Genomic DNA, 19,337 nt, shown 5'->3' with positions numbered 1-19,337 from the left:
AAGGTCGGCGTCCTCGCCCTCGCCCCCCGCGAAGGCCTGGGCGTCCGCGACCACGAACTCCGCGAGCAGCACATCGACGCGATCAACCGCTTCCGGGATGTCTGAGATGAGCGGCCGTCGGAAGGACCGCCCGTGGCTCATGCGGACGTACGCCGGCCACTCGACGGCCGAGGCGTCCAACGAGCTCTACCGGCGCAACCTCGCCAAGGGCCAGACGGGCCTGTCGGTCGCCTTCGACCTGCCGACGCAGACGGGTTACGACCCCGATCACATCCTCGCCCGCGGCGAGGTGGGCCGGGTCGGCGTGCCCGTCTCGCATCTCGGTGACATGCGGCGGCTGTTCCAGGACATCCCCCTGGAGCAGATGAACACCTCGATGACGATCAACGCCACCGCCATGTGGCTGCTGGCGCTCTATCAGGTGGTCGCCGAGGAGCAGGGCGCCGACCCGGGCAAGCTCCAGGGCACGACGCAGAACGACATCGTCAAGGAGTACCTCTCGCGCGGAACACACGTGTTCCCGCCGGTGCCCTCGCTGCGGCTGACGACCGACATGATCACGTACACGGTCAACCACATCCCGAAGTGGAACCCGATCAACATCTGCAGCTACCACCTGCAGGAGGCGGGAGCCACTCCGGTCCAGGAGATCGCGTACGCCATGTCGACGGCCATCGCGGTCCTCGACGCGGTCCGTGACTCCGGGCAGGTGCCCGAGGAGAAGTTCGGCGACGTGGTCGCCCGGATCTCCTTCTTCGTGAACGCGGGCGTCCGCTTCATCGAGGAGATGTGCAAGATGCGCGCCTTCGGCCGCATCTGGGACCAGGTCACCCGTGAGCGGTACGGCATCGAGAACCCCAAGCAGCGGCGTTTCCGTTACGGCGTGCAGGTCAACTCCCTGGGCCTGACCGAGGCGCAGCCGGAGAACAACGTCCAGCGCATCGTGCTGGAGATGCTGGCCGTCACCCTGTCCAAGGACGCCCGCGCCCGCGCCGTCCAGCTGCCCGCCTGGAACGAGGCGCTGGGGCTCCCCCGCCCCTGGGACCAGCAGTGGTCGCTCCGTATCCAGCAGGTCCTGGCGCACGAGAGCGACCTGCTGGAGTACGAGGACATCTTCGCCGGGTCGCACGTCGTCGAGGCCAAGGTCGACTCCCTGGTCACCGAGTCCCTCGCCGAGATCGACCGGATCGAGCAGATGGGCGGCGCCATGGCCGCCGTCGAGTCCGGGTACCTCAAGTCCGAGCTGGTGTCCTCGCACGCCGCACGGCGGGCCCGGATCGAGGGCGGCGAGGAGAAGATCGTCGGCGTCAACATCTACGAGACGACGGAACCCAACCCGCTCACCGCCGACCTGGACGCCGCCATCATGACGGTCGATCCGGAGAACGAGGCCGGGGTCGTCGCCGCGCTCCACGAGTGGCGCGACAACCGCGACGAGGCACGGGCCACCGAGGCGCTCGCCGCGCTGAAGAAGGCCGCCGCGGGCACCGAGAACATGATGGAAGCCACCGTGGAGTGCGCCCGCGCGGGCGTCACCACCGGCGAGTGGTCCTGGGCGCTGCGCGACGTCTTCGGCGAGTTCCGGGCTCCGACCGGTGTCTCGTCGGCCCCGGTCGCGGTGACGGCGGAGGCCGGCACCCCGCTGGCCCTCGTCCGCGACAAGGTGGCCCGCACCGCCGAGGACCTGGGGGCCGGACGGCTGCGCCTGCTGGTCGGCAAGCCGGGTCTGGACGGGCACTCCAACGGCGCCGAGCAGATCGCCGTACGCGCCCGTGACGCCGGTTTCGAGGTGGTCTACCAGGGCATCAGGCTGACGCCCGAACAGATCGTCTCGGCGGCCGTCGCCGAGGACGTGCACTGTGTCGGCCTCTCCATCCTGTCCGGCTCGCACGCCGAGCTGGTGCCCGATGTCCTGCACCGGCTGCGCGAGGCCGGCGCGACGGACATCCCGGTCATCGCGGGCGGCATCATCCCGCCGGCGGACGCCGCCGCACTGATCGGAGCCGGCGTGGCCGCCGTCTTCACCCCGAAGGACTTCGGCATCACGGAGATCATCGGCCGTATCGTCGACGAGATCCGGAAAGCGAACAAGCTCGACCCTCTGGAGGTCCCCGCATGACCACGCCCACGACGCCGGTCAACCGTCTGCGTCCGCGCCGCTCCTGCCTGGCGGTTCCCGGCTCGAACCCCCGGTTCCTGGAGAAGGCCCAGGGCCTCCCGGCCGACCAGGTCTTCCTCGACCTGGAGGACGCCGTCGCGCCGCTCGCCAAGGAAGGCGCCCGCCAGCACATCGTCGACGCGCTGAACAACGGCGACTGGACGGGCAAGACCCGGGTCGTGCGGGTCAACGACTGGACCACGCACTGGACGTACCGCGATGTCATCGCCGTCGTCGAGGGCGCGGGCCCCAACCTCGACTGCATCATGCTGCCCAAGGTCCAGGACGCCCAGCAGGTCGTCGCGCTGGACCTGCTGCTGACCCAGATCGAGAAGACGATGGGCTTCGAGGTCGGGAAGATCGGCATCGAGGCGCAGATCGAGAACGCCAAGGGCCTGGTGAACATCGACGACATCGCCGCCGCCTCGCCGCGTCTGGAGACCCTGATCTTCGGCCCGGCCGACTTCATGGCCTCGATCAACATGAAGACCCTGGTCGTCGGTCAGCAGCCGCCCGGCTACGGCGCGGACGCGTACCACTACATCCTGATGCGCATTCTGATGGCGGCCCGCACGCACGACCTCCAGGCGATCGACGGTCCCTTCCTCCAGATCCGTGACGTCGACGCGTACCGCGAGGTCGCGGGCCGTGCGGCGGCGCTGGGCTTCGACGGCAAGTGGGTGCTGCACCCCGGTCAGGTCGACGCGGCCAACGAGGTGTTCTCGCCCGCGCAGGAGGACTACGATCACGCCGAGCTGATCCTCGACGCCTACGACTGGTGCACCTCCGAGGAGGGCGGCAAGAAGGGCTCGGCGATGCTCGGCGACGAGATGATCGACGAGGCCAGCCGCAAGATGGCGCTCGTCATCGCGGGCAAGGGCCGCGCGGCCGGTATGCAGCGCACCTCCAAGTTCGAAGCCCCGGAGGCCTGATCATGCAGTTCGGACGCACCTATGAGGAGTTCGAAGTCGGTGCTGTCTACAAGCACTGGCCCGGAAAGACGGTCACGGAGTACGACGACCACCTCTTCTGTCTGCTGACCATGAATCACCACCCGCTCCACATGGACAGCAACTACGCCGAGAAGACGACCGACTTCGGCAAGAACGTCGTCGTCGGCAACTACATCTACTCGCTGCTGCTCGGCATGTCGGTGCCGGACGTGTCCGGCAAGGCGATCGCGAACCTGGAGGTCGAGTCGCTCAAGCACATCGCGCCGACCTTCCACGGGGACACGATCTACGGCGAGACGACGGTCCTCGACAAGACGCCGTCCAAGTCCAAGAGCGACCGCGGGATCGTGTACGTCGAGACCAAGGGCTACAAGCAGGACGGCACCGTCGTCTGCGTGTTCCGCCGCAAGGTGATGGTCCCCACCGAGACGTACATCAAGGAGCGCGGCGGAGAGCAGCCCGGCCGCCCCGTCCCCTCCAACTAACCGCGTGAAGTCACAGGAGAAGCAGTCATGACGCGACTCGCCCAGACCGCCGGTCTGACCGACATCCAGCAGGAAATCCTCGCCACGGTCCGGGATTTCGTCGACAAGGAGATCATTCCGGTCGCGACCCAGCTGGAGCACCGCGACGAGTACCCGACCGAGATCGTCGAGGGACTCAAGGAACTCGGCCTGTTCGGGCTGATGATCCCCGAGGAGTACGGGGGTCTGGGTGAGTCGCTTCTCACATACGCCCTCTGCGTGGAGGAGATCGCCCGCGGCTGGATGAGCGTGTCGGGAATCATCAACACGCATTTCATCGTGGCGTACATGCTCAAGCAGCACGGAACGCAGGAGCAGAAGAACACGTTCCTGCCGCGCATGGCGCTGGGCGAGGTGCGGGGCGCGTTCTCGATGTCCGAGCCGGCGCTCGGCTCGGACGTCTCCGCGATCACGTCCAAGGGTGTGCGGGACGGCGATGAGTACGTGCTCAACGGCCAGAAGATGTGGCTGACGAACGGCGGCACGTCCAACCTGGTCGCGGTCCTGTGCCGCAGTGACGAAGGCCACCCCGAGGGCACGGCCCCGCACAAGTCGATGACGACCTTCCTGGTGGAGAAGGAGCCGGGCTTCGGCGAGGTCCGCCCCGGTCTCACCATCCCCGGGAAGATCGACAAGATGGGGTACAAGGGCGTCGACACGACCGAACTCATCATGGACGGACTACGCATTCCGGCCAATCGTGTACTCGGCGGCACGACCGGCCGAGGGTTTTACCAAATGATGGACGGCGTGGAGGTCGGCCGGGTCAATGTGGCCGCACGTGGCTGCGGTGTAGCTCAGCGTGCATTCGAGCTGGGTGTTTCGTACGCCCAGCAGCGCCACACCTTCGGAAAGCCGATCGCTCAGCACCAGGCCATCCAGTTCAAGCTGGCTGAAATGGCCACCAAGGTCGAAGCCGCTCATGCGATGATGGTGAATGCGGCACGCAAAAAGGACTCCGGGGAACGAAACGACCTGGAGGCAGGGATGGCGAAGTACCTCGCCTCCGAGTACTGCAAGGAAGTCGTCGAGGACGCCTTCCGCATCCACGGCGGTTACGGCTTCTCCAAGGAGTACGAGATCGAGCGCCTCTACCGGGAGGCACCGATGCTGCTGATCGGTGAAGGTACCGCCGAGATCCAGAAAATGATCATTGGGCGCCGACTCCTTGAGGAGTACCGGTTCCAGGGGTGATGTCCCTTTCGGGGTGATTTGACCGCGAAGAACATCACATCCTGTGATCCTCGGCCGGTGCCCGCCGACGCTTCGACTCGGCTGCTGGCTTGCCCAGTTGTGGCCCGCAACCGATAGCATCGCCCGAAAGCCGCCGTCCCCCGTTGCCTGCGCGGCATCATCCGCTACGAAGGTCATTCATGCCCGACAGCCATACCTCTGCACCCCGCGGCGGGGTCCGCCTCGCACGCGGAGCTTCGCCGTGGCTCCTGCCGACCGTCGCCACTGCGGCCCTCAGCCTCTCCCGGGCACGCAAGTCCGGGCGCTGGGCCGCAGTGGCCGTGCCCACCACCGCGCTCGCGGCGGGCATGCTCTGGTTCTTCCGCGACCCCGAGCGCGAGATCACCGAGGGCCGGGTCATCTCGCCGGCCGACGGCGTGGTGCAGAGCATCATGCCGTGGAAGGACGGACGCACCCGCGTCGCGATCTTCATGAGCCCGCTGAACGTGCACGTCAACCGTGCACCGCTGGCCGGCACGGTGACCTCGGTCGAACACATCCCCGGTGGGTTCGTTCCGGCGTTCAACAAGGAGAGCGAGAACAACGAGCGCGTTGTCTGGCACTTCGACACCGAGCTCGGCGACATCGAGATGGTGCAGATCGCGGGAGCGGTCGCGCGTCGCATCGTCCCGTACCTCCCGCAGGGTACGAAGGTCGAGCAGGGCGAACGCATCGGTCTGATCCGCTTCGGCTCGCGCGTGGACATCTACCTTCCGGAAGGTATCGATGTCGCGGTCGAGGTCGGCCAGGCCACCACCGCGGGGGTGACTCGAATTGACCGTGATTGATCCTGATACACAGGCCGGCTGGGTCCCCGAGGCCGACGCCGACGGGGACTCCGACGGCACGGAGGACATGCCGCTGTCGATGCGGCTGTCGATAGCGGACACCCTCACCCTCGGTAACGCCACGTGCGGATTCATGGCGGTGTACTTCACCACCACGGGGATCCTCATCCCGCACCTCACGGGCAGCGACGAGACGGGCATGGCCCGGCACTCCGCCGCCACCGCGGTGATCCTCATGCTCATGGCGGCGGTCTTCGACCTCTTCGACGGGCTCGTGGCCCGCAAGCTGCGCTCCTCGCCGATGGGCGCGGAGCTGGACAACCTCTCCGACCTGATCAGCTTCGGACTCGCCCCGGCGTACTTCGTGCTGGTGTACGGCATGGTCGCGGACGACGCACACCAGCGGGTGTCGGCGCTCGCGGCGATCGTGGTGCTGCTGGCGGTGGTCCTGCGGCTTGCGAGATTCTCCTGCGTGACGCTGAAGGACGGCATGTTCCAGGGCATGCCGAGCCCCTTCGGCGCGCTCACGGTCGTCTCGATCGTGCTCCTGGAGCTGCCCTTCCCGCCCACCCTGCTCGCGATCGTGGGCGTGGCGTGGCTGATGGTCAGCCGGGTCGAGTACCCCAAGCCGCGGGGCGTTCTCGCGGTGGCGATGCTCGGCTGGATCGTGGCCGCGATGGGCCTCCTCGCCGCGTGGGCGTTCGACGCCCCTGGCGGTCAGCTGCTCCTCCAGACGGGCTGCGCACTGCAGGTCGTGCTGGGAGCGGTGATCCCGCTCTTCGCGACGGCGCGACGGGTGAACACCTTCCGCGACAACCGGCGCGAGGCGCGAGCGGCTCAGCTGCCGTAGCGCGCGACGCACCACGTACGACGTACACGAGGGCCCGGATACTCCCCAGTATCCGGGCCCTCGTGCGTGTGACCGCGTGTCGGTCAGGTCTGTTCCAGCTCCGTCAGGTGCTCGCTCATGGCGCCCGCCATCCCCGCCAGAAACGTCTCGAACTCCTGGAGCTGTGCGGGCGTGTACTGCGCCATCACCCCGCCCAGTCGTTCCGCGAGGGGGGCGAAGAACTCCTCGGAGCGTTCCTGGACGTGCGGGAGGCTGTGCAGCGTGACGATCCGCCGGTCCGTGTGCTCGCGAGTGCGGACGATGTGCCCGGCCCCTTCGAGGCGGTTCAGGAGCGCCGTGGTGGCCCCGGAGGAGAGCAGGATGCGCTCACTGAGGCGGGCCGGCGACAGCGGGACACCGCGCTCCTCGGCGGTCACGATCTCCAGCAGGGCTTCCGCGTCGGTGGAGTGCAGACCGAGCCAGACGGCGAAGCGGCGGCTCACCTCGGTGTATCGCTCCCCGTAGGCCCTGAGCCCGTCCACCACCCGCCGCTGGCTCGGCCTGATCGCCATCGCCCTGGGCGTGGCACTGATCGTGGTCGACACCACGATCGTCAACGTGATCGTCCCCTCGGTCATCGAGGACCTGGACGTCGACTCGGCCCAGGCCCAGTGGATCCAGGAGTCGTACGCCATCGTCTTCGCGGCGCTGCTCCTGCTCGTCGGCCGCTTCGCGGACATCCTCGGTGCCCGGAAGATCTTCGTCACGGGCGTCGTGGTGTTCGGCGCGACCAGCGTGCTGGCCGGGCTCGCTCCCACGGGCGAGCTGCTCGTCCTGGCGCGGTTCCTTCAGGGAGCGGGCGCGGCGATGATCCTGCCGACCTCGCTGTCCCTGCTGAACGCGAGCTTCACCGGCAAGGCGCGCGGCCAGGCGTTCGCGGTATGGGGTTCGACGATCGGTGCCGCCTCCGCGCTGGGGCCGCTGCTCGGCGGCTGGCTGGCCGAGCACGCCACCTGGCGCTGGGCCTTCGGCATCAACGTGCCGCTGTCCGTCCTGATCGCGGTCGGCGCCATGATGTACCTGGCACCCTCGCCCCGCACCAGGGGACGCGTCGACGGGACCGGTGCCGCCCTGTCCGTCCTCGGTCTGGGACTCCTGGCCTTCGGCCTCGTCGAGGGGCGTACGTACGGGTGGCTCGTCACGGTCGAGCCGCTGAACGTCCTCGGCTTCCGCTGGGACAGCGGGCCCTCCCCGGTCCTGGTCGCACTGGTGATCGCCGCGGTGGCCCTGGCCGCGTTCGTCCGGCGCCAGTGGGCCCTCACCCGGAGCGGCGATCCGTCACGGGCCCTGATGGACGTCCGGCTGTTCTCCATCGCCTCCTTCCGCAACGGCAACATCGCCACGCTCATCATCGGCCTCGGTGAGTTCGGCATCATCGCGGTGCTCCCGCTGTGGCTGCAGTTCACACTCGGCTACAGCGCCCTGCAGGCGGGGCTCGCCCTGGTCCCGGTGGCCGTGGGCAGCTTCGTCGCGAGCGGTGCGAGTTTCGGCATGGCCACCAGGATCACGGCTCTCGGCCAGGTCCGGATCGGTCTGGCCCTGGAGGTCGCAGGACTGGCCGGACTCGGGCTCGTCGCGGCCACGGACAGCCCCTGGTGGACGGTGGCCCTGGTCCTCTTCCTGTACGGAATCGGCGTCGGGTTCGCCACCGCCCAGGTCACCAATGTCGTACTCGCCGAGGTCCCCGGCCGGAGCGCCGGGCAGGGCTCCGGTATCCAGAGCGCCTTCCGACAGCTCGGCTCGGCCCTCGGTATCGCGGTGATGACCACGGTGTTCTTCTCCGCCCTGAGCTCCAGGCTGCACGACCGTCTGGCCTCGGGCGGGCTGCCCGCGGCCGGGGCCGACAGGCTCACGCAGGCGGTCACGGACAGTGCGGGAGCGGCGATCGGCCCCCTGGCCGCGCATCCGCGGACGGCCTCCGTCGCCGACGCGGCGCGCTCCGCGATGACGGAGGGCCTCGCGCTGGGCAGCTACATCGCGGCGGGCTTCGTGGTGCTGGGCCTCGTTGCCACGGCCCTCGTTCCGAGGAGCCCGGCCGCGGCGAAGGCCGGCGGCGAGGCGGAACCCGGTCCGGGCCCGTACGCGGAGAGGGCGGGGGAACCCGCGCGGTCCTGATACGGGAACGGGCCCGGCCGTCAGGCCGGGCCCGTTCAGCGCTTCACCGGGTCAGGGCTTCATCGTGAAGGACTCGGCGGCCGGGGCGACCGATGCCGGACGGACCACCTTCAGGCCGCCGGGGGCCGTGGCGTCCGGCTTCATGATGGTGCTCTCGCGGGTGGAGGGCGCCGCCGGGTCCGAGAAGTCGTGCGTGATCCCGAATCCGTTGTCGTACGAGGTGAGGGTGAGCAGCGCCTTGTCGACGCCCTCGCGGGTGAGGTCCTTGGCCTCGCAGGCCTTCTTCAATGCCTCGCCGTAGACGGACGCCGCCGTGTATCCGGCGACGACGCCGTTGTCGAGGCCGTCCTTCGGGTACTGGGCCGCGTACTCCTTGGCCAGCTTCGCCGGGCCGGCGCCGGGGTCGCCGATCGGCAGCGTGGAGGAGGCGATGTAGTAGTCCTTGAGCAGGGCCGGGCCCGCCTGGGTCTTGAGGAGCTGCGGGGCGTACGCCGAGTTGTTGCCGACGACCGGGACGTTGAATCCGGTGGCCGCCGCGACACCGACCAGAGAGGCGGCCTGGCGGGGGCCGGCGCTGATGACGACGGCCTTGACGCCCGCCTGCTTGAGCGCGGAGACCTGCGCGGTCATGTCGTTGTCCGTCGGCTTGATCTTCTGCTCGACGACGGTGAGGCCCGCCTGCTCCGCCGCGTACTTCGAGCCGGCGAGGGCGTTCTCGCCGTAGTCGCCCTCGAAGTACACGTGACCGACCTTGTCGCCCTTGGCGATGCGCTTCTCCGTGAGCAGGTAGTCGAGCAGGTTGATCGTCTCGATGTCGTACGTGGCCCCGAGGACCCGGACGTACTTGGAGCCGAGCAGGTTCGCCGACCATGCCTGCGGCAGGACGAGGCCCTTGTCCTGCGTGTCGATGCGCTGCTCGACGGCCGCGACGAACGGGGAGCCGATGAACTGGGTGAAGCCCAGCACCTCCGGTTCCAGCTCGGTGTAGGCGGCGATGGCCTTCTGCGGGTCGTAACCGTGGTCGCGGACCGTCAGTTCGATCTTCCGGTCGCAGATGCCGCCCGCGGCGTTGGTCTGCTTCACCCACAGCTGCTGGGCCTGGGTGACGCTCTTGCCCAGCGAGGCGTACACGCCGGTCATATCGGTCAGGGAGCCGAGGGTGATCTTCGAGGAGGTGACTCCCTCGCCGGTCTTCACTCCGCTCTTGTCCTGCTTGTCGCCGCCGTTGTCGGTGGCCTTTCCGCTGCATCCCACGAGCGTGAGGGTGAGGGCCGCGCATACGGCCGGGATCACTCGCAGTTTCATTTCTTCTCCCCTGGTTTCTTCAGACGCGTCAGGCCGCCGGGCAGGAACAGGACCACCGCGACGACCGCGGCGCCGTACAGATAGCGCGACGCCTCACCCGGTGCGAGACCGCCCGTGCCCGGGGCGGATACCAGGGGGAGGGAGTCGCTGTAGTGGGTGAGCACCTGGGGCAGCAGCGAGACGAAGGCGGCGCCGACGACGGCTCCCGCGACGCTGCCGAGCCCGCCGATGACGATCATGGCGAGGTACTCGAGGGACAGGATCATGCCGAAGTACTCCGGCACGGTCCGCTGGAAGACCAGGGCGAGCAGGACGCCGGCCAGGCCCGCGTACATCGAGGACAGGACGAAGACCCCGGCCCGGTAGCGGGCCACCGGGACGCCCATCACGCCTGCGGCGATCCGGTGGTCACGGATGGCGTTGAGCGCCCGGCCCGGCCTGCCGCGCAGCACCCCGCGGGCGAAGAGCCCGCTGAGAAGGAGGGCGAGCAGCGCCACGTACCAGAGCTTCTCGGAGGACTGGAACGGGACGGCGGCGACGACCACTTCGGTGTCGTCGAAGGTGAACCCGAACACCGAGAGCGGGGGCACGGGGCGGCCGTTGAAGCCGCCGGTGAGCGAGCCCGCGTTGAACAGCACGTGCTGGCCGATGAAGATCAGGGCGAGCGTGGCGATACCGAGGTAGGCACCGCGCAGCCGGCCGGCGATGGGGCTGAAGACCCCGCCCGCCACGCCCGCCAGGAGCACGGCGAGGATCGCCGCGAGCCAGGTGGGCAGTCCGAGACCGGTGAGCGCATGCCCGTTCTCGGTGCTGCTCTCCCCCGCCAGGACGCAGTAGCTGTACGCGCCCACGGCGAGGAAGAAGGCATGGCCCATGGAGAGCTGGCCGGTGGCGCCGGTGAGGAGGTTGATGCCGATGGCCCCGATCGCGGCGGCCATCGCGAACAGTCCCGCCTGGAGCCAGAAGCGGTCCAGGTAGAAGGGGAACACCAGGAGCAGGACCGACCCGACGAGCCAGAGGTACGTACGGGGGCGGCGCAGCCGTCGCAGGGCACCGGCCGGCGCGGACGCCGTGTCCGGCCGGGCCCCGGGGGCCGCCGTGACGGTTTCGACGGTGTCAGACACGGGCGAGCTCCTTCGTGCCGAAGAGTCCCGCGGGCCGGACGAGCAGGACGATCACCATCACCAGGTAGGGCGCGAGGTCCCCGATACCGCGTCCGAGGAAGGACAGGTCGCTCTGGTAGCCGGTGGCCAGTGATTCGGTGACGCCGACGATGAGTCCTCCGGCGAGCGCGCCCGTCGTCGAGTCGAGGCCGCCGAGGATCGCGGCGGGGAACGCCTTGAGGGCGGCGAGCGAGGTGGCCCGTTCGAGTCCCGGGGTCGGGAACACCGTGAGGAACAGCGCGGCGACGGCGGCGAGGGCTCCGGCGACCGCCCAGGCGGCGAGCGAGACCCTGCCGAGCTTGATGCCCATCAGCGCCGCGGTCTGCGGGTTCTCGGCGGCGGCCCGCATGGAGACACCCCAGGAGGTGAACCGGAACGCGAGCAGGAACGCCGTGATGAGGAGTCCCGCCGCGAGGAACGCGGCGATGCGGGTGTGGGCGAGGGTGACGCCCCCGATGGTGACGACGTCATCGCCCCACGGATCGCCGAGCGCCATGACATCGGTGCCCATGCGGCGGGTGAGTTCGGTGACGAGGAGGATGTCCACGCCGATGGTGACGATGGCCAGGACGCTGTGGTCGCTGCCCCGGTAGCGGCGCATCACGAAGAACTCGACCCCGGCTCCGACGGCCGCGGCGCCCGCGATGCCGACGCCGAGCGCCGGCCAGAAGCCGATGTCGTCGTGGAGCACGGCGGTGACGTATCCGCCCGCCAGCAGCAGGGAGGCGTGGGCGAAGTTGACGACCTCGGTGGCCTTGAAGATGACGACGAAGCCGAGCGCGATCAGCGCGTAGACCGAGCCGATGGAGAGGCCGCCGAGGAGGAGTTCGATGAAGGTGGTCATTCCTGTGCCCCCAAGTAGGCCCGGACGACGGCCGGGTCGTTCTGGACCTCGGCGGGTGTGCCGCCCGCGATCCTGCGTCCGAAGTCGAGTACGGTCACCGCGTCCGCGAGCCGCATCACCACCCCCATGTCGTGCTCGACCAGCACGATGGAGATGCCGAGGCTGTCGCGTACACCGGCGACCACGGCCGCCACCCGGCGCCGTTCGTCGGCGGTCATTCCGGCGACGGGTTCGTCCAGGAGCAGGACCCGCGGTTCCATGCACAGGGCGCGGCCGAGCTCGACGAGCTTCTGCTTCCCGTACGGGAGAGCGCCCGCCGGGTGGTCCAGCTCCTTCTCCAGGCCGATGAACTCGGCGATCTCCCGGACCCGTTCGAGGTGGCGCCGGGCCTCGCGGGCCGCGGAGGGCAGCCACAGGCCGGTGGCCAGGAACCCCGAGCGGGTGAGGCGGTGCCGGCCCAGCAGCATGCTCTCGGCGACCGTGGCGTGCGGGGGCAGCGCGAGGTTCTGGAAGGTACGGGCGACTCCGAGCGCGGCGATCCGGTGCGGGGCGAGGCCGGTCAGTTCGGTGTCACCGAGGTGCACCGTCCCCGAGGTCGCCCGGTAGACGCCGGAGAGCACGTTGAAGCAGGTCGACTTGCCTGCCCCGTTGGGGCCGATGACGGCGTGGACACTGCCCGGTTCGACGGTGAACGAGATGGCGTCGAGGGCGGTGAGTCCGGCGAACCGGACGGTCACGTCACGGACGGCCAGTGCGGCCGGCGCCGTCGTGGCCGTGGTGGTGGCCGGTGCGGTCTTCACGCGGACCACCTGCTCAGCGTGCGGGGGGCCCGGCCGGCCCGTTCCGCGTCCTCGGCGGCCGTCTCGTCGACGACGCCCAGGTAGCGGCGGCGTACCTCGTCGGACGCGGCGAGTTCGTCGGCCGGTCCTTCGAGTGCGACCTCGCCGACGTCCAGGACGTACGCCGTGGTGGCGAGCCGCAGGGCGATGGACGCGTTCTGCTCGACGAGCATCACGGAGGTGCCGGACGCGTTGATCTCCTGCACGGTCTCGGCGATCTTCTGCGCCATCAGCGGGGCGAGCCCGAGCGACGGTTCGTCGAGCAGCAGCAGCCGGGGGCCGGCCATCAGCGCCCGTCCCATGGCCAGCATCTGCTGCTCGCCGCCGGACAGCAGCCCGGCCCGCTGGTGCGCGCGCTGGGCGAGCACCGGGAACAGTTCGTGCACGCGGGTCAGTGCGGCGGTCACGGACCTGCGCCCGCCGCGGGCCCCGAGGGCGCCCGCCCGCAGATTGTCGGCCACCGTCATCCGGGCGAACACCTGCCGCCCCTCCGGCACCTGGACCACTCCCGCGGCCACCACCTGGGCGGGCCGCAGCCCGTCCAGGGCCTGGCCGTCGAAGCAGATGGTGCCCGTGCCCGTCCCGCGGTGGAAGCCGAGGGTCCGCGATACGGCCCGCAGCAGCGTGGTCTTGCCGGCGCCGTTGCCACCGAGTACGGCGGTGATCGCGCCGGCCGGCACGTCGACGGAGACGTCGCGCAGGGCCCGTACCGGGCCGTAGCCCACGGACAGTGCGCGGATCTCTAGCGTTGCCATGCGTCCTCCTCCTTCCGCCTTGTCGTTGTGGTGCGTTGTGGTGCGTGTGGTGCCACAGACCAGCACCGGGCGGGCCGTGCGTCCACGGCGTACGGCCGAGACGATGCGGGTGACCAGCGAGCGAAGGGTGCGGTTGTGCACGCGCACAGAGGGGCGCGATGCGCTGGTGCCCCTCCCGCGCCGGTGGCATCCTCACCAGCCATGAGCGGCCGCAGAGCCCGACGCGTCCGCGGAACGGGGAGCAGACGATGCAGCGGCGCGGTGACGAGCGGGTCCGGGCACTGCTCGACGCGCTGCTGGAGGGCCGGCCCTCGCCGGACCTCGTGGAGCGGGCGGCCGCGGGGCTGGGGCTGCCGGAGCGGGGGCGGTACGCGGTGGCGGTGCTGCGCGTGGAGCGGCCCGGGCCGGTACGCGGGGTGGAGGACGTGGACGGCATGCGGTTCTGGTGGCGGGCGCGGGCGGGCCGGGAGATCGCCGTCGTCGGTCTCGGTGACCGGGGGCCGGCCGAACTGAGCGCGGTCCTGGTGGCCGGGTGTGCCGGCCCGGGCGGGATCAGCCCGGTGGTGGAGGGTCTGGCCGAGCTGGACCTGGCCCGGCGGCTGGCCGAGGCGGCGCTGCTGACGTGCGCCGCGGGCTCGACGAGGATCGTACGTCTGGAGGAGCGGCTGACGACGGCGCTGCTGGTGAGTCAGCCCGAGCTCTCGGCGAGGCTGGTCACGGACGTCTTCGGGCCGCTGCTGACGCTGGCACCGGCGGAGCGGGCGCTGCTGGTGGAGACGCTGGACGCGTGGCTGGAGTGCGGGGGGTCGGCGGGGCGGGCCGCGGGGCGGCTGTTCTGCCACCGGAACACGGTGTTCAACCGCTTGCGGCGGCTGGAGGCGCTGACGTCGCGGTCGTTGTCGCGGCCGCGGGAGCTGATCGAGATGACGTTGGCGCTGGACGCGTTCCGCCTGACGGCGGTGCGGTGAGGGTGCGCACGTCCCGCCCCTCCGGCGCTTGAGGAGCGGGGCGGGGCCCCTGCCCCGGGGCTCGGCCCCGGACCCGGTCCCCAAGCGCCGGACGGGCTTGAGGACCGGGCACCGGGGCCTTCAGGGAGGCGTCAGGCCAGGAAGTCCCGGCCGATCGACTCCGCCACCCGTTCCAGCAGGGGGCCCGCCTGCGCCATGCACACCGCCGGGTCCGGTTCCAGTTCCGTCAGGGCGTACGCGCGGCGGATGCCCGCCCGGCCCAGGACCTCCGGGGGGAGGGCCAGGCGGCCGCACACGGCGACCACCTCCACGCCCGCCGCGCGGGCGGCCGCGGCGACGCCCGCCGGGGCCTTGCCGTGCAGGGTCTGCTCGTCGAGCGAGCCCTCACCGGTGATGACCAGCGTCGCCCGGGCCAGCGCGGGTGCGAAGCCGAGGACGTCGAGCATGACCTCGATGCCGGGGCGGAACCGGGCCCCGAGCGCCACCAGCGCGCCGTAGCCGATGCCGCCGGCCGCCCCCGCACCGGGAAGCCCCGCGTGGTCGGGGCCGAGGACCGACGCGTAGTGGGTGAGGGCGGCGTCGAGGACCACGATGTCGTCCTCGGTCGCGCCCTTCTGCCGCCCGTACACCTCGGGCGCGCCCTTGGGCCCGGTCAGCGGGTTGTCCACGTCGCTGGCCAGGATCAGGTCGACGTCCGCGAGCCGGGGGTCGAGCCCGGAGAGGTCCGCCTCGGCCAGCTCCGCGAGGGCGCCGCCGCCGGGACCGACGGGCTTGCCGTCCGCGTCCAGGAAGCGCGCTCCGAGCGCGGCGAGCATGCCCGCGCCGCCGTCCGTGGTGGCGCTGCCGCCGACCCCGAACACGATGGTCCGGGCGCCCGCGTCGAGCGCGGCCCGCAGCAGTTCGCCGGAGCCGTACGTGGTCGCCGTGAGCGGCGCGAACACCCCCTCGGGCAGGTGCTGGAGGCCCGAGGCCTCCGCCATCTCCACCACCGCGGTGGACTCGCGCAGCGCGTACGCCGCGGTGACCGTCTCCCCGAGGGGCCCGGTCACCCGCGCCTCGCGGCGCTCGAATCCGGCGGCCACCGCCGCCGCCACCGTGCCGTCGCCGCCGTCCGCGACGGGCAGGGTCTCGACCCGCACACCGGGAACGGCGCGCCGCAGCCCGGCCGTCACCCGCTCCGCGACCTGTACGGCCGTGAGCGAGCCTTTGAACTTGTCCGCCGCGACGAGCACGCGGGCGGTCTCGATCACTGCTCCGTCCGTCACCTTGCATCCCTTGCTTTCGAACAGGCAGTCGCGCCGCCCCGACCCTATCCGGACCACCTGTGATCTGCCCATGGGTGTCCAGAACCGGGCGCGGGGCACCTGGCGCCGCCCCGCGCCACGACGACGGACGTGCTACGCGGCGGGCAGGGCGTGCAGCTTCTCGCCGTGCAGGGCGAAGACGTGCTTGCCGTCCGTGGCCACCAGCCATGCGTGGTAGTCGCCGGACTTGTCGTTGAACGTCCACCGCAGGGCGCCGGTCTTCGCGTCGAAGGCGTGAACCCCGCCCTGTTCGTCGAGGTCGGTGGCTCCGTAGAGGGTGCCGCCGGCCTTGACGAACTGCCGGGGCGCCATGGCGTTCTTCTCCGCGAGGTCCTTGGTCTGCCAGATCTTCTTGCCGGTCCGCGGCTCGACGGCCCAGAGGGTCCTGCCGCTGTCCGCGACGTAGAGCACGTCCTCCAGGACGGCCGGCTCGCGGAAGGTGGTGAACTCCTCGGCCTGCGCGGACCACTTCTCGGAGCCGTCGGACAGGTCGAAGGCCTGGAGCTTCTGCCCCTGCGGGACGATCACCAGATCCTGGTGGACGGCGAAGACGCCGTAGTTCACCTTGGCAGTCTTGTGGGTCCACACCTGCTTGCCGGTGGCGGTGTCGCGAACCGTGAGGTTGTTCTTGAAGTCGGTGTAGACGAGGTAGCGGCCCTGTACGGCGGCGTGGATGCCGTTCTCCTCGGTGCCGACGTCCCGCTGTTCCTTCCAGGCCAACGTGCCCGTGGCGCTGTTCAGCGCGGCGATCACGTTGGTGCGGGACGAGCCGTCGGCCTCCAGGATCTCGGCGACGACGTACACCTGCTTCTCGTCCACCGCGATCGGCCTCGGCTGCCGGTACTCCTTGCCGAGGTGGCTGCGCCAGGTCTCCTTGCCGGAAGCCGGGTCGTATCCGCCGACCGTGCCGTCGTACGCGCCGCTGGCCAGGTACAGGGTGCCGTTGCCGAGCAGCAGCGGCGCACCGGGCACCGCGCCGTCCGGCGGCGACCACCGCTTCGCGCCCGTCGCCCCGTCGAGGACGACGAGCGGATCACCGCTCGCGATGACCACTCCGTCCACGGTCACGAGCTCGTCGTTGTCCCCGTAGGTCTCCGCCGAGGTCGACTTCGTCCACACCGGCTCGGGCGCCTGTCCGTCCTTGGGAACGGCGCCCTCGGCCGGCTTGCCGCTGGCGGCGTCCGCGCCGTCGGTCACGCCCCCGCGGCAGCCGGTCATTGCGGCCCCCAGGACCGCCAGCGTGAGGCCGCCCCCGGCCAGCCGCAGTACCCGCCGCCGGGAAGATCCGCCGCTCGTTGTGCTGTGTCCCTCGGACATGTCGTCGTACCCCCGCGCAATCGCATGAAAATAAATGGAGCAGGTTGCCATCGCAAAGGCGTGCGCTCCTGCGGCCAACAAGTTAGCCGCAGCTCGGTGGCGTGGACGGCGCCGGGGTTCGACCGGGACGACACCGTGAACCAACCGGGACGCTTCTCGTACACGAACCCCGGACGGCACGCGCCGAGCTGCGCACCTGGACGGGGGCGACGCCTTCGCCGTTCGCGCCGGCGGGCCGAGGTTCAGCGGCCGGGGCGTTCCAGTTCCGCCTGTACGCGGCGGGAGGGCTGGAACACGTACAGGCCGAGGATGTCGGGGACGTCCGCGAGGCCGGGGCCGCCCTCGGCGACCCAGGCGGCGATGTCGGCCACCGCGTCCGGATCGTTGACCAGGCCGAGCCAGACGGGCCGGCCGCCCGCTCTGCGGCCGTCGGCGGAGGGCTGTACGACGATGACGTTGCCGTGCTCGCACGCGTCCAGGCACTCCACGGCCCGCACCGTGGCGGCTGGACCGGCCGTCTCCTTCAGCCGGCGCAGCTGAGCGGCGTGGTCGACGCCGGGAATCTTCTCGGTGCCGCAGCAGCAGCCCCGGCAGACGCTGACGGTGGGGCGCGGCGTGCCCGGTTCGGGGGCGGCTTTACGGGTGCGGCGGCTCATGCGGGGACGCTTCCGGTCGAGGCGCGGATGATCACTGTGGGACTGTACCGAGCCCGTCCCGTATCGAACAGCTGATCCCTGCTTCCCGTCGGATCGGGTATCGTTGACGGCTGCGAAGGGGAGTAGCCCCGCAAACCGGTCGTCGACACACTGGAGCCTTCGGGTTCCCGGTGGCCGGGCTCGTAGATCCTTACGGGTGGGCGAGACCTTCGGTCAGGTATGACGCGCCCGCGCCCTGCGGGCGCTGACGTCATGCCGGGCCGAGTGGTCCTCCGGAAGCCCCCGTGGCGCTTCGCGAAGATCCGGGGCCCGGCTCCTACAGAAAGCCACCCGGCATGCATCTCGACCCTCTGGCGATCCTCACCGCCTTCGGGCTGATCTTCCTCGCGGAACTCCCCGACAAGACGATGTTCGCTTCGCTGGCCATGGGCACCCGTATGCGCCCGCTCTATGTCTGGTTCGGCACGTCCTCCGCGTTCGTCGTGCACGTCGCCATCGCCGTCGGCGCGGGCGGGCTGATCGGTCTGCTGCCCGACTGGACGGTCAAGCTGGTCTCGGCCCTGCTCTTCGCGTTCGGCGCGTTCATGCTGCTGCGCGGCGGGGGCGACGACGGGGACGAGGACACCGAGGTCAGGACCGTCACCGGTTTCTGGCCGGTCTACTCGACGGCCTTCATGGCCGTCTTCATCAGTGAGTGGGGCGACCTCACCCAGATCACCACCGCCAACCTCGCCGCGAGCAACGGCGCCTGGTCCACCGCGATCGGCTCGGCCGCCGCGCTGATGTCCGTATCGGCGCTGGCGCTGCTGGCGGGGCGCTTCATCGCCAAGCGGGTGCCGCTGAAGACGGTGCAGCGCATCGGTGGGATCTGCATGCTGGGGCTCGCGGTCTGGTCGGCCGTGGAGATCTTCACCGGCTGACCGGCGGCTTCGTACGCCCGCCACTCCAGAGGCTTCGTACTCCCCAGCACTTCAGAGGCTTCGTACGCCCCGGCGCTTCAGAAGAGCGCCGGGACGTCGGCCTGCGTACCGCCCTCGAAGGCCAGCAGCCGCTGCTTGCGGTCGAGGCCGCCGCCGTAGCCGGTGAGGCTGCCCGACGCTCCGATGACCCGGTGGCACGGGATGATGATGCCGATGGGGTTCTTCCCGTTGGCCAGGCCCACGGCCCGGGATGCGGTGGGGTTGCCGAGGAGGTCGGCCAGCTCTCCGTAGGACCGGGTCTCGCCGTACGGGATGCGGGTCAGCTCCGCCCAGACGCTGCGCTGGAACGGGGTGCCGGCCAGGTGCATCGGCAGGTCGAACGCGCGCAGCTCGCCCGCGAAGTAGGCGTCCAGCTGCTGGATCACCGCCCCGAAGGGACGGGGGTCGGGCGCGCCGAAGGTCTCCTCGGGCGGGCGGTGGCGCTGGCCGGTCATGTAGAGGCCGGCCAGGACCCCGTCCGTGGCGACCAGGGTGAGCGGGCCGTAGGGGCTGTCGACGACCGTGTGGCGCCGTCCGGTCGAGGCGTGTGTCGCTGTCATGGTGAAC

19 protein-coding genes are annotated in these 19,337 nt (G+C 70.5%); 9 read left to right on the top strand and 10 right to left on the bottom strand.

What is annotated here, in order from left to right; translation table 11 throughout:
• The first annotated feature begins 106 nt into the window (after positions 1 to 106).
• The 6 genes from AC07FA_RS33315 to pssA all read left to right on the top strand — a co-directional run bounded on the left by AC07FA_RS33315 (position 107) and on the right by pssA (position 6,506).
• Positions 107 to 2,119 carry a protein meaA gene (locus AC07FA_RS33315; protein WP_479080082.1) on the top strand — a complete coding sequence of 671 codons (2,013 nt, stop codon included), beginning with the start codon at positions 107 to 109 and terminating at the stop codon, positions 2,117 to 2,119.
• Positions 2,116 to 3,090 (top strand): HpcH/HpaI aldolase/citrate lyase family protein, encoded by a 975-nt coding sequence (locus tag AC07FA_RS33310; RefSeq protein ID WP_479080081.1) that lies wholly within the window; start codon positions 2,116 to 2,118, stop codon positions 3,088 to 3,090. Before AC07FA_RS33315 ends, AC07FA_RS33310 begins: the two co-directional genes overlap by 4 nt.
• A gap of 2 nt (positions 3,091 to 3,092) precedes the next feature.
• Complete coding sequence (locus tag AC07FA_RS33305) at positions 3,093 to 3,596, top strand: MaoC family dehydratase (protein ID WP_328906772.1); 504 nt, start codon at positions 3,093 to 3,095, stop codon at positions 3,594 to 3,596.
• A gap of 27 nt (positions 3,597 to 3,623) precedes the next feature.
• Positions 3,624 to 4,829 (top strand): acyl-CoA dehydrogenase family protein, encoded by a 1,206-nt coding sequence (locus AC07FA_RS33300; RefSeq protein WP_479080080.1) that lies wholly within the window; start codon positions 3,624 to 3,626, stop codon positions 4,827 to 4,829.
• Between the two features lie 179 nt (positions 4,830 to 5,008).
• Positions 5,009 to 5,656: a phosphatidylserine decarboxylase gene (locus tag AC07FA_RS33295; RefSeq protein ID WP_479080079.1), complete on the top strand. Its 648-nt coding sequence runs from the start codon at positions 5,009 to 5,011 to the stop codon at positions 5,654 to 5,656.
• On the top strand, positions 5,643 to 6,506 hold the full coding sequence (gene pssA / locus AC07FA_RS33290) for a CDP-diacylglycerol--serine O-phosphatidyltransferase (protein WP_479080078.1): 864 nt from the start codon (positions 5,643 to 5,645) through the stop codon (positions 6,504 to 6,506). The genes AC07FA_RS33295 and pssA overlap by 14 nt, the downstream gene beginning before the upstream one ends.
• Positions 6,507 to 6,589: 83 nt before the next feature.
• Here pssA and AC07FA_RS33285 read toward each other — a convergent pair whose 3' ends face one another.
• A complete protein-coding gene (locus AC07FA_RS33285; protein ID WP_479080085.1) occupies positions 6,590 to 7,057 on the bottom strand; it encodes a MarR family winged helix-turn-helix transcriptional regulator in 468 nt (155 codons plus the stop codon).
• 10 nt (positions 7,058 to 7,067) lie between these two features.
• Between AC07FA_RS33285 and AC07FA_RS33280 the strand changes: the two genes are divergently transcribed.
• Positions 7,068 to 8,660: an MFS transporter gene (locus AC07FA_RS33280; protein ID WP_479080077.1), complete on the top strand. Its 1,593-nt coding sequence runs from the start codon at positions 7,068 to 7,070 to the stop codon at positions 8,658 to 8,660.
• Between the two features lie 51 nt (positions 8,661 to 8,711).
• On the opposite strand, the gene AC07FA_RS33275 is transcribed toward AC07FA_RS33280, so the two are convergent.
• From AC07FA_RS33275 to AC07FA_RS33255, 5 genes are read right to left on the bottom strand one after another with little or no spacing between them, the layout of a single operon-like run.
• Positions 8,712 to 9,965, bottom strand: coding sequence for an ABC transporter substrate-binding protein (locus AC07FA_RS33275; protein WP_479080076.1), 1,254 nt, complete (start codon positions 9,963 to 9,965; stop codon positions 8,712 to 8,714).
• Positions 9,962 to 11,089 (bottom strand): branched-chain amino acid ABC transporter permease, encoded by a 1,128-nt coding sequence (locus tag AC07FA_RS33270; RefSeq protein ID WP_479080075.1) that lies wholly within the window; start codon positions 11,087 to 11,089, stop codon positions 9,962 to 9,964. The genes AC07FA_RS33275 and AC07FA_RS33270 overlap by 4 nt, the downstream gene beginning before the upstream one ends.
• The gene (locus tag AC07FA_RS33265) at positions 11,082 to 11,972 is read right to left on the bottom strand and encodes a branched-chain amino acid ABC transporter permease (protein WP_479080074.1); all 891 of its coding nucleotides are present in this window, start codon (positions 11,970 to 11,972) and stop codon (positions 11,082 to 11,084) included. Before AC07FA_RS33265 ends, AC07FA_RS33270 begins: the two co-directional genes overlap by 8 nt.
• Positions 11,969 to 12,781 (bottom strand): ABC transporter ATP-binding protein, encoded by an 813-nt coding sequence (locus tag AC07FA_RS33260; RefSeq protein ID WP_479080073.1) that lies wholly within the window; start codon positions 12,779 to 12,781, stop codon positions 11,969 to 11,971. Before AC07FA_RS33260 ends, AC07FA_RS33265 begins: the two co-directional genes overlap by 4 nt.
• Positions 12,769 to 13,566, bottom strand: coding sequence for an ABC transporter ATP-binding protein (locus AC07FA_RS33255; protein WP_479080072.1), 798 nt, complete (start codon positions 13,564 to 13,566; stop codon positions 12,769 to 12,771). Before AC07FA_RS33255 ends, AC07FA_RS33260 begins: the two co-directional genes overlap by 13 nt.
• Positions 13,567 to 13,814: 248 nt before the next feature.
• Here AC07FA_RS33255 and AC07FA_RS33250 point away from each other — a divergent pair, with 248 nt between their 5' ends.
• Positions 13,815 to 14,534, top strand: coding sequence for a PucR family transcriptional regulator (locus AC07FA_RS33250; RefSeq protein ID WP_479080071.1), 720 nt, complete (start codon positions 13,815 to 13,817; stop codon positions 14,532 to 14,534).
• Between the two features lie 131 nt (positions 14,535 to 14,665).
• Here AC07FA_RS33250 and AC07FA_RS33245 read toward each other — a convergent pair whose 3' ends face one another.
• The 3 genes from AC07FA_RS33245 to AC07FA_RS33235 all read right to left on the bottom strand — a co-directional run bounded on the left by AC07FA_RS33245 (position 14,666) and on the right by AC07FA_RS33235 (position 17,811).
• Positions 14,666 to 15,781, bottom strand: a complete 1,116-nt coding sequence (locus tag AC07FA_RS33245) for a glycerate kinase (protein WP_479080084.1) — start codon at positions 15,779 to 15,781, stop codon at positions 14,666 to 14,668.
• Positions 15,782 to 15,931: 150 nt separating this feature from the next.
• On the bottom strand, positions 15,932 to 17,155 hold the full coding sequence (locus tag AC07FA_RS33240) for an outer membrane protein assembly factor BamB family protein (protein ID WP_479080070.1): 1,224 nt from the start codon (positions 17,153 to 17,155) through the stop codon (positions 15,932 to 15,934).
• Positions 17,156 to 17,397: 242 nt separating this feature from the next.
• Positions 17,398 to 17,811 carry a (2Fe-2S) ferredoxin domain-containing protein gene (locus AC07FA_RS33235; protein WP_479080069.1) on the bottom strand — a complete coding sequence of 138 codons (414 nt, stop codon included), beginning with the start codon at positions 17,809 to 17,811 and terminating at the stop codon, positions 17,398 to 17,400.
• A 335-nt stretch (positions 17,812 to 18,146) separates the two neighbouring features.
• Here AC07FA_RS33235 and AC07FA_RS33230 point away from each other — a divergent pair, with 335 nt between their 5' ends.
• Positions 18,147 to 18,731 (top strand): TMEM165/GDT1 family protein, encoded by a 585-nt coding sequence (locus AC07FA_RS33230; protein WP_479080068.1) that lies wholly within the window; start codon positions 18,147 to 18,149, stop codon positions 18,729 to 18,731.
• 77 nt (positions 18,732 to 18,808) lie between these two features.
• Here AC07FA_RS33230 and AC07FA_RS33225 read toward each other — a convergent pair whose 3' ends face one another.
• A complete protein-coding gene (locus AC07FA_RS33225; RefSeq protein WP_479080067.1) occupies positions 18,809 to 19,330 on the bottom strand; it encodes a methylated-DNA--[protein]-cysteine S-methyltransferase in 522 nt (173 codons plus the stop codon).
• Between the last annotated feature and the right edge of the window lie 7 nt (positions 19,331 to 19,337).

This window comes from Streptomyces sp. NPDC045968 (assembly GCF_056430475.1).
The sequence above is the reverse complement of the archived record's forward strand: the minus strand, read 5'-3'. Positions and strand labels throughout refer to the sequence as shown.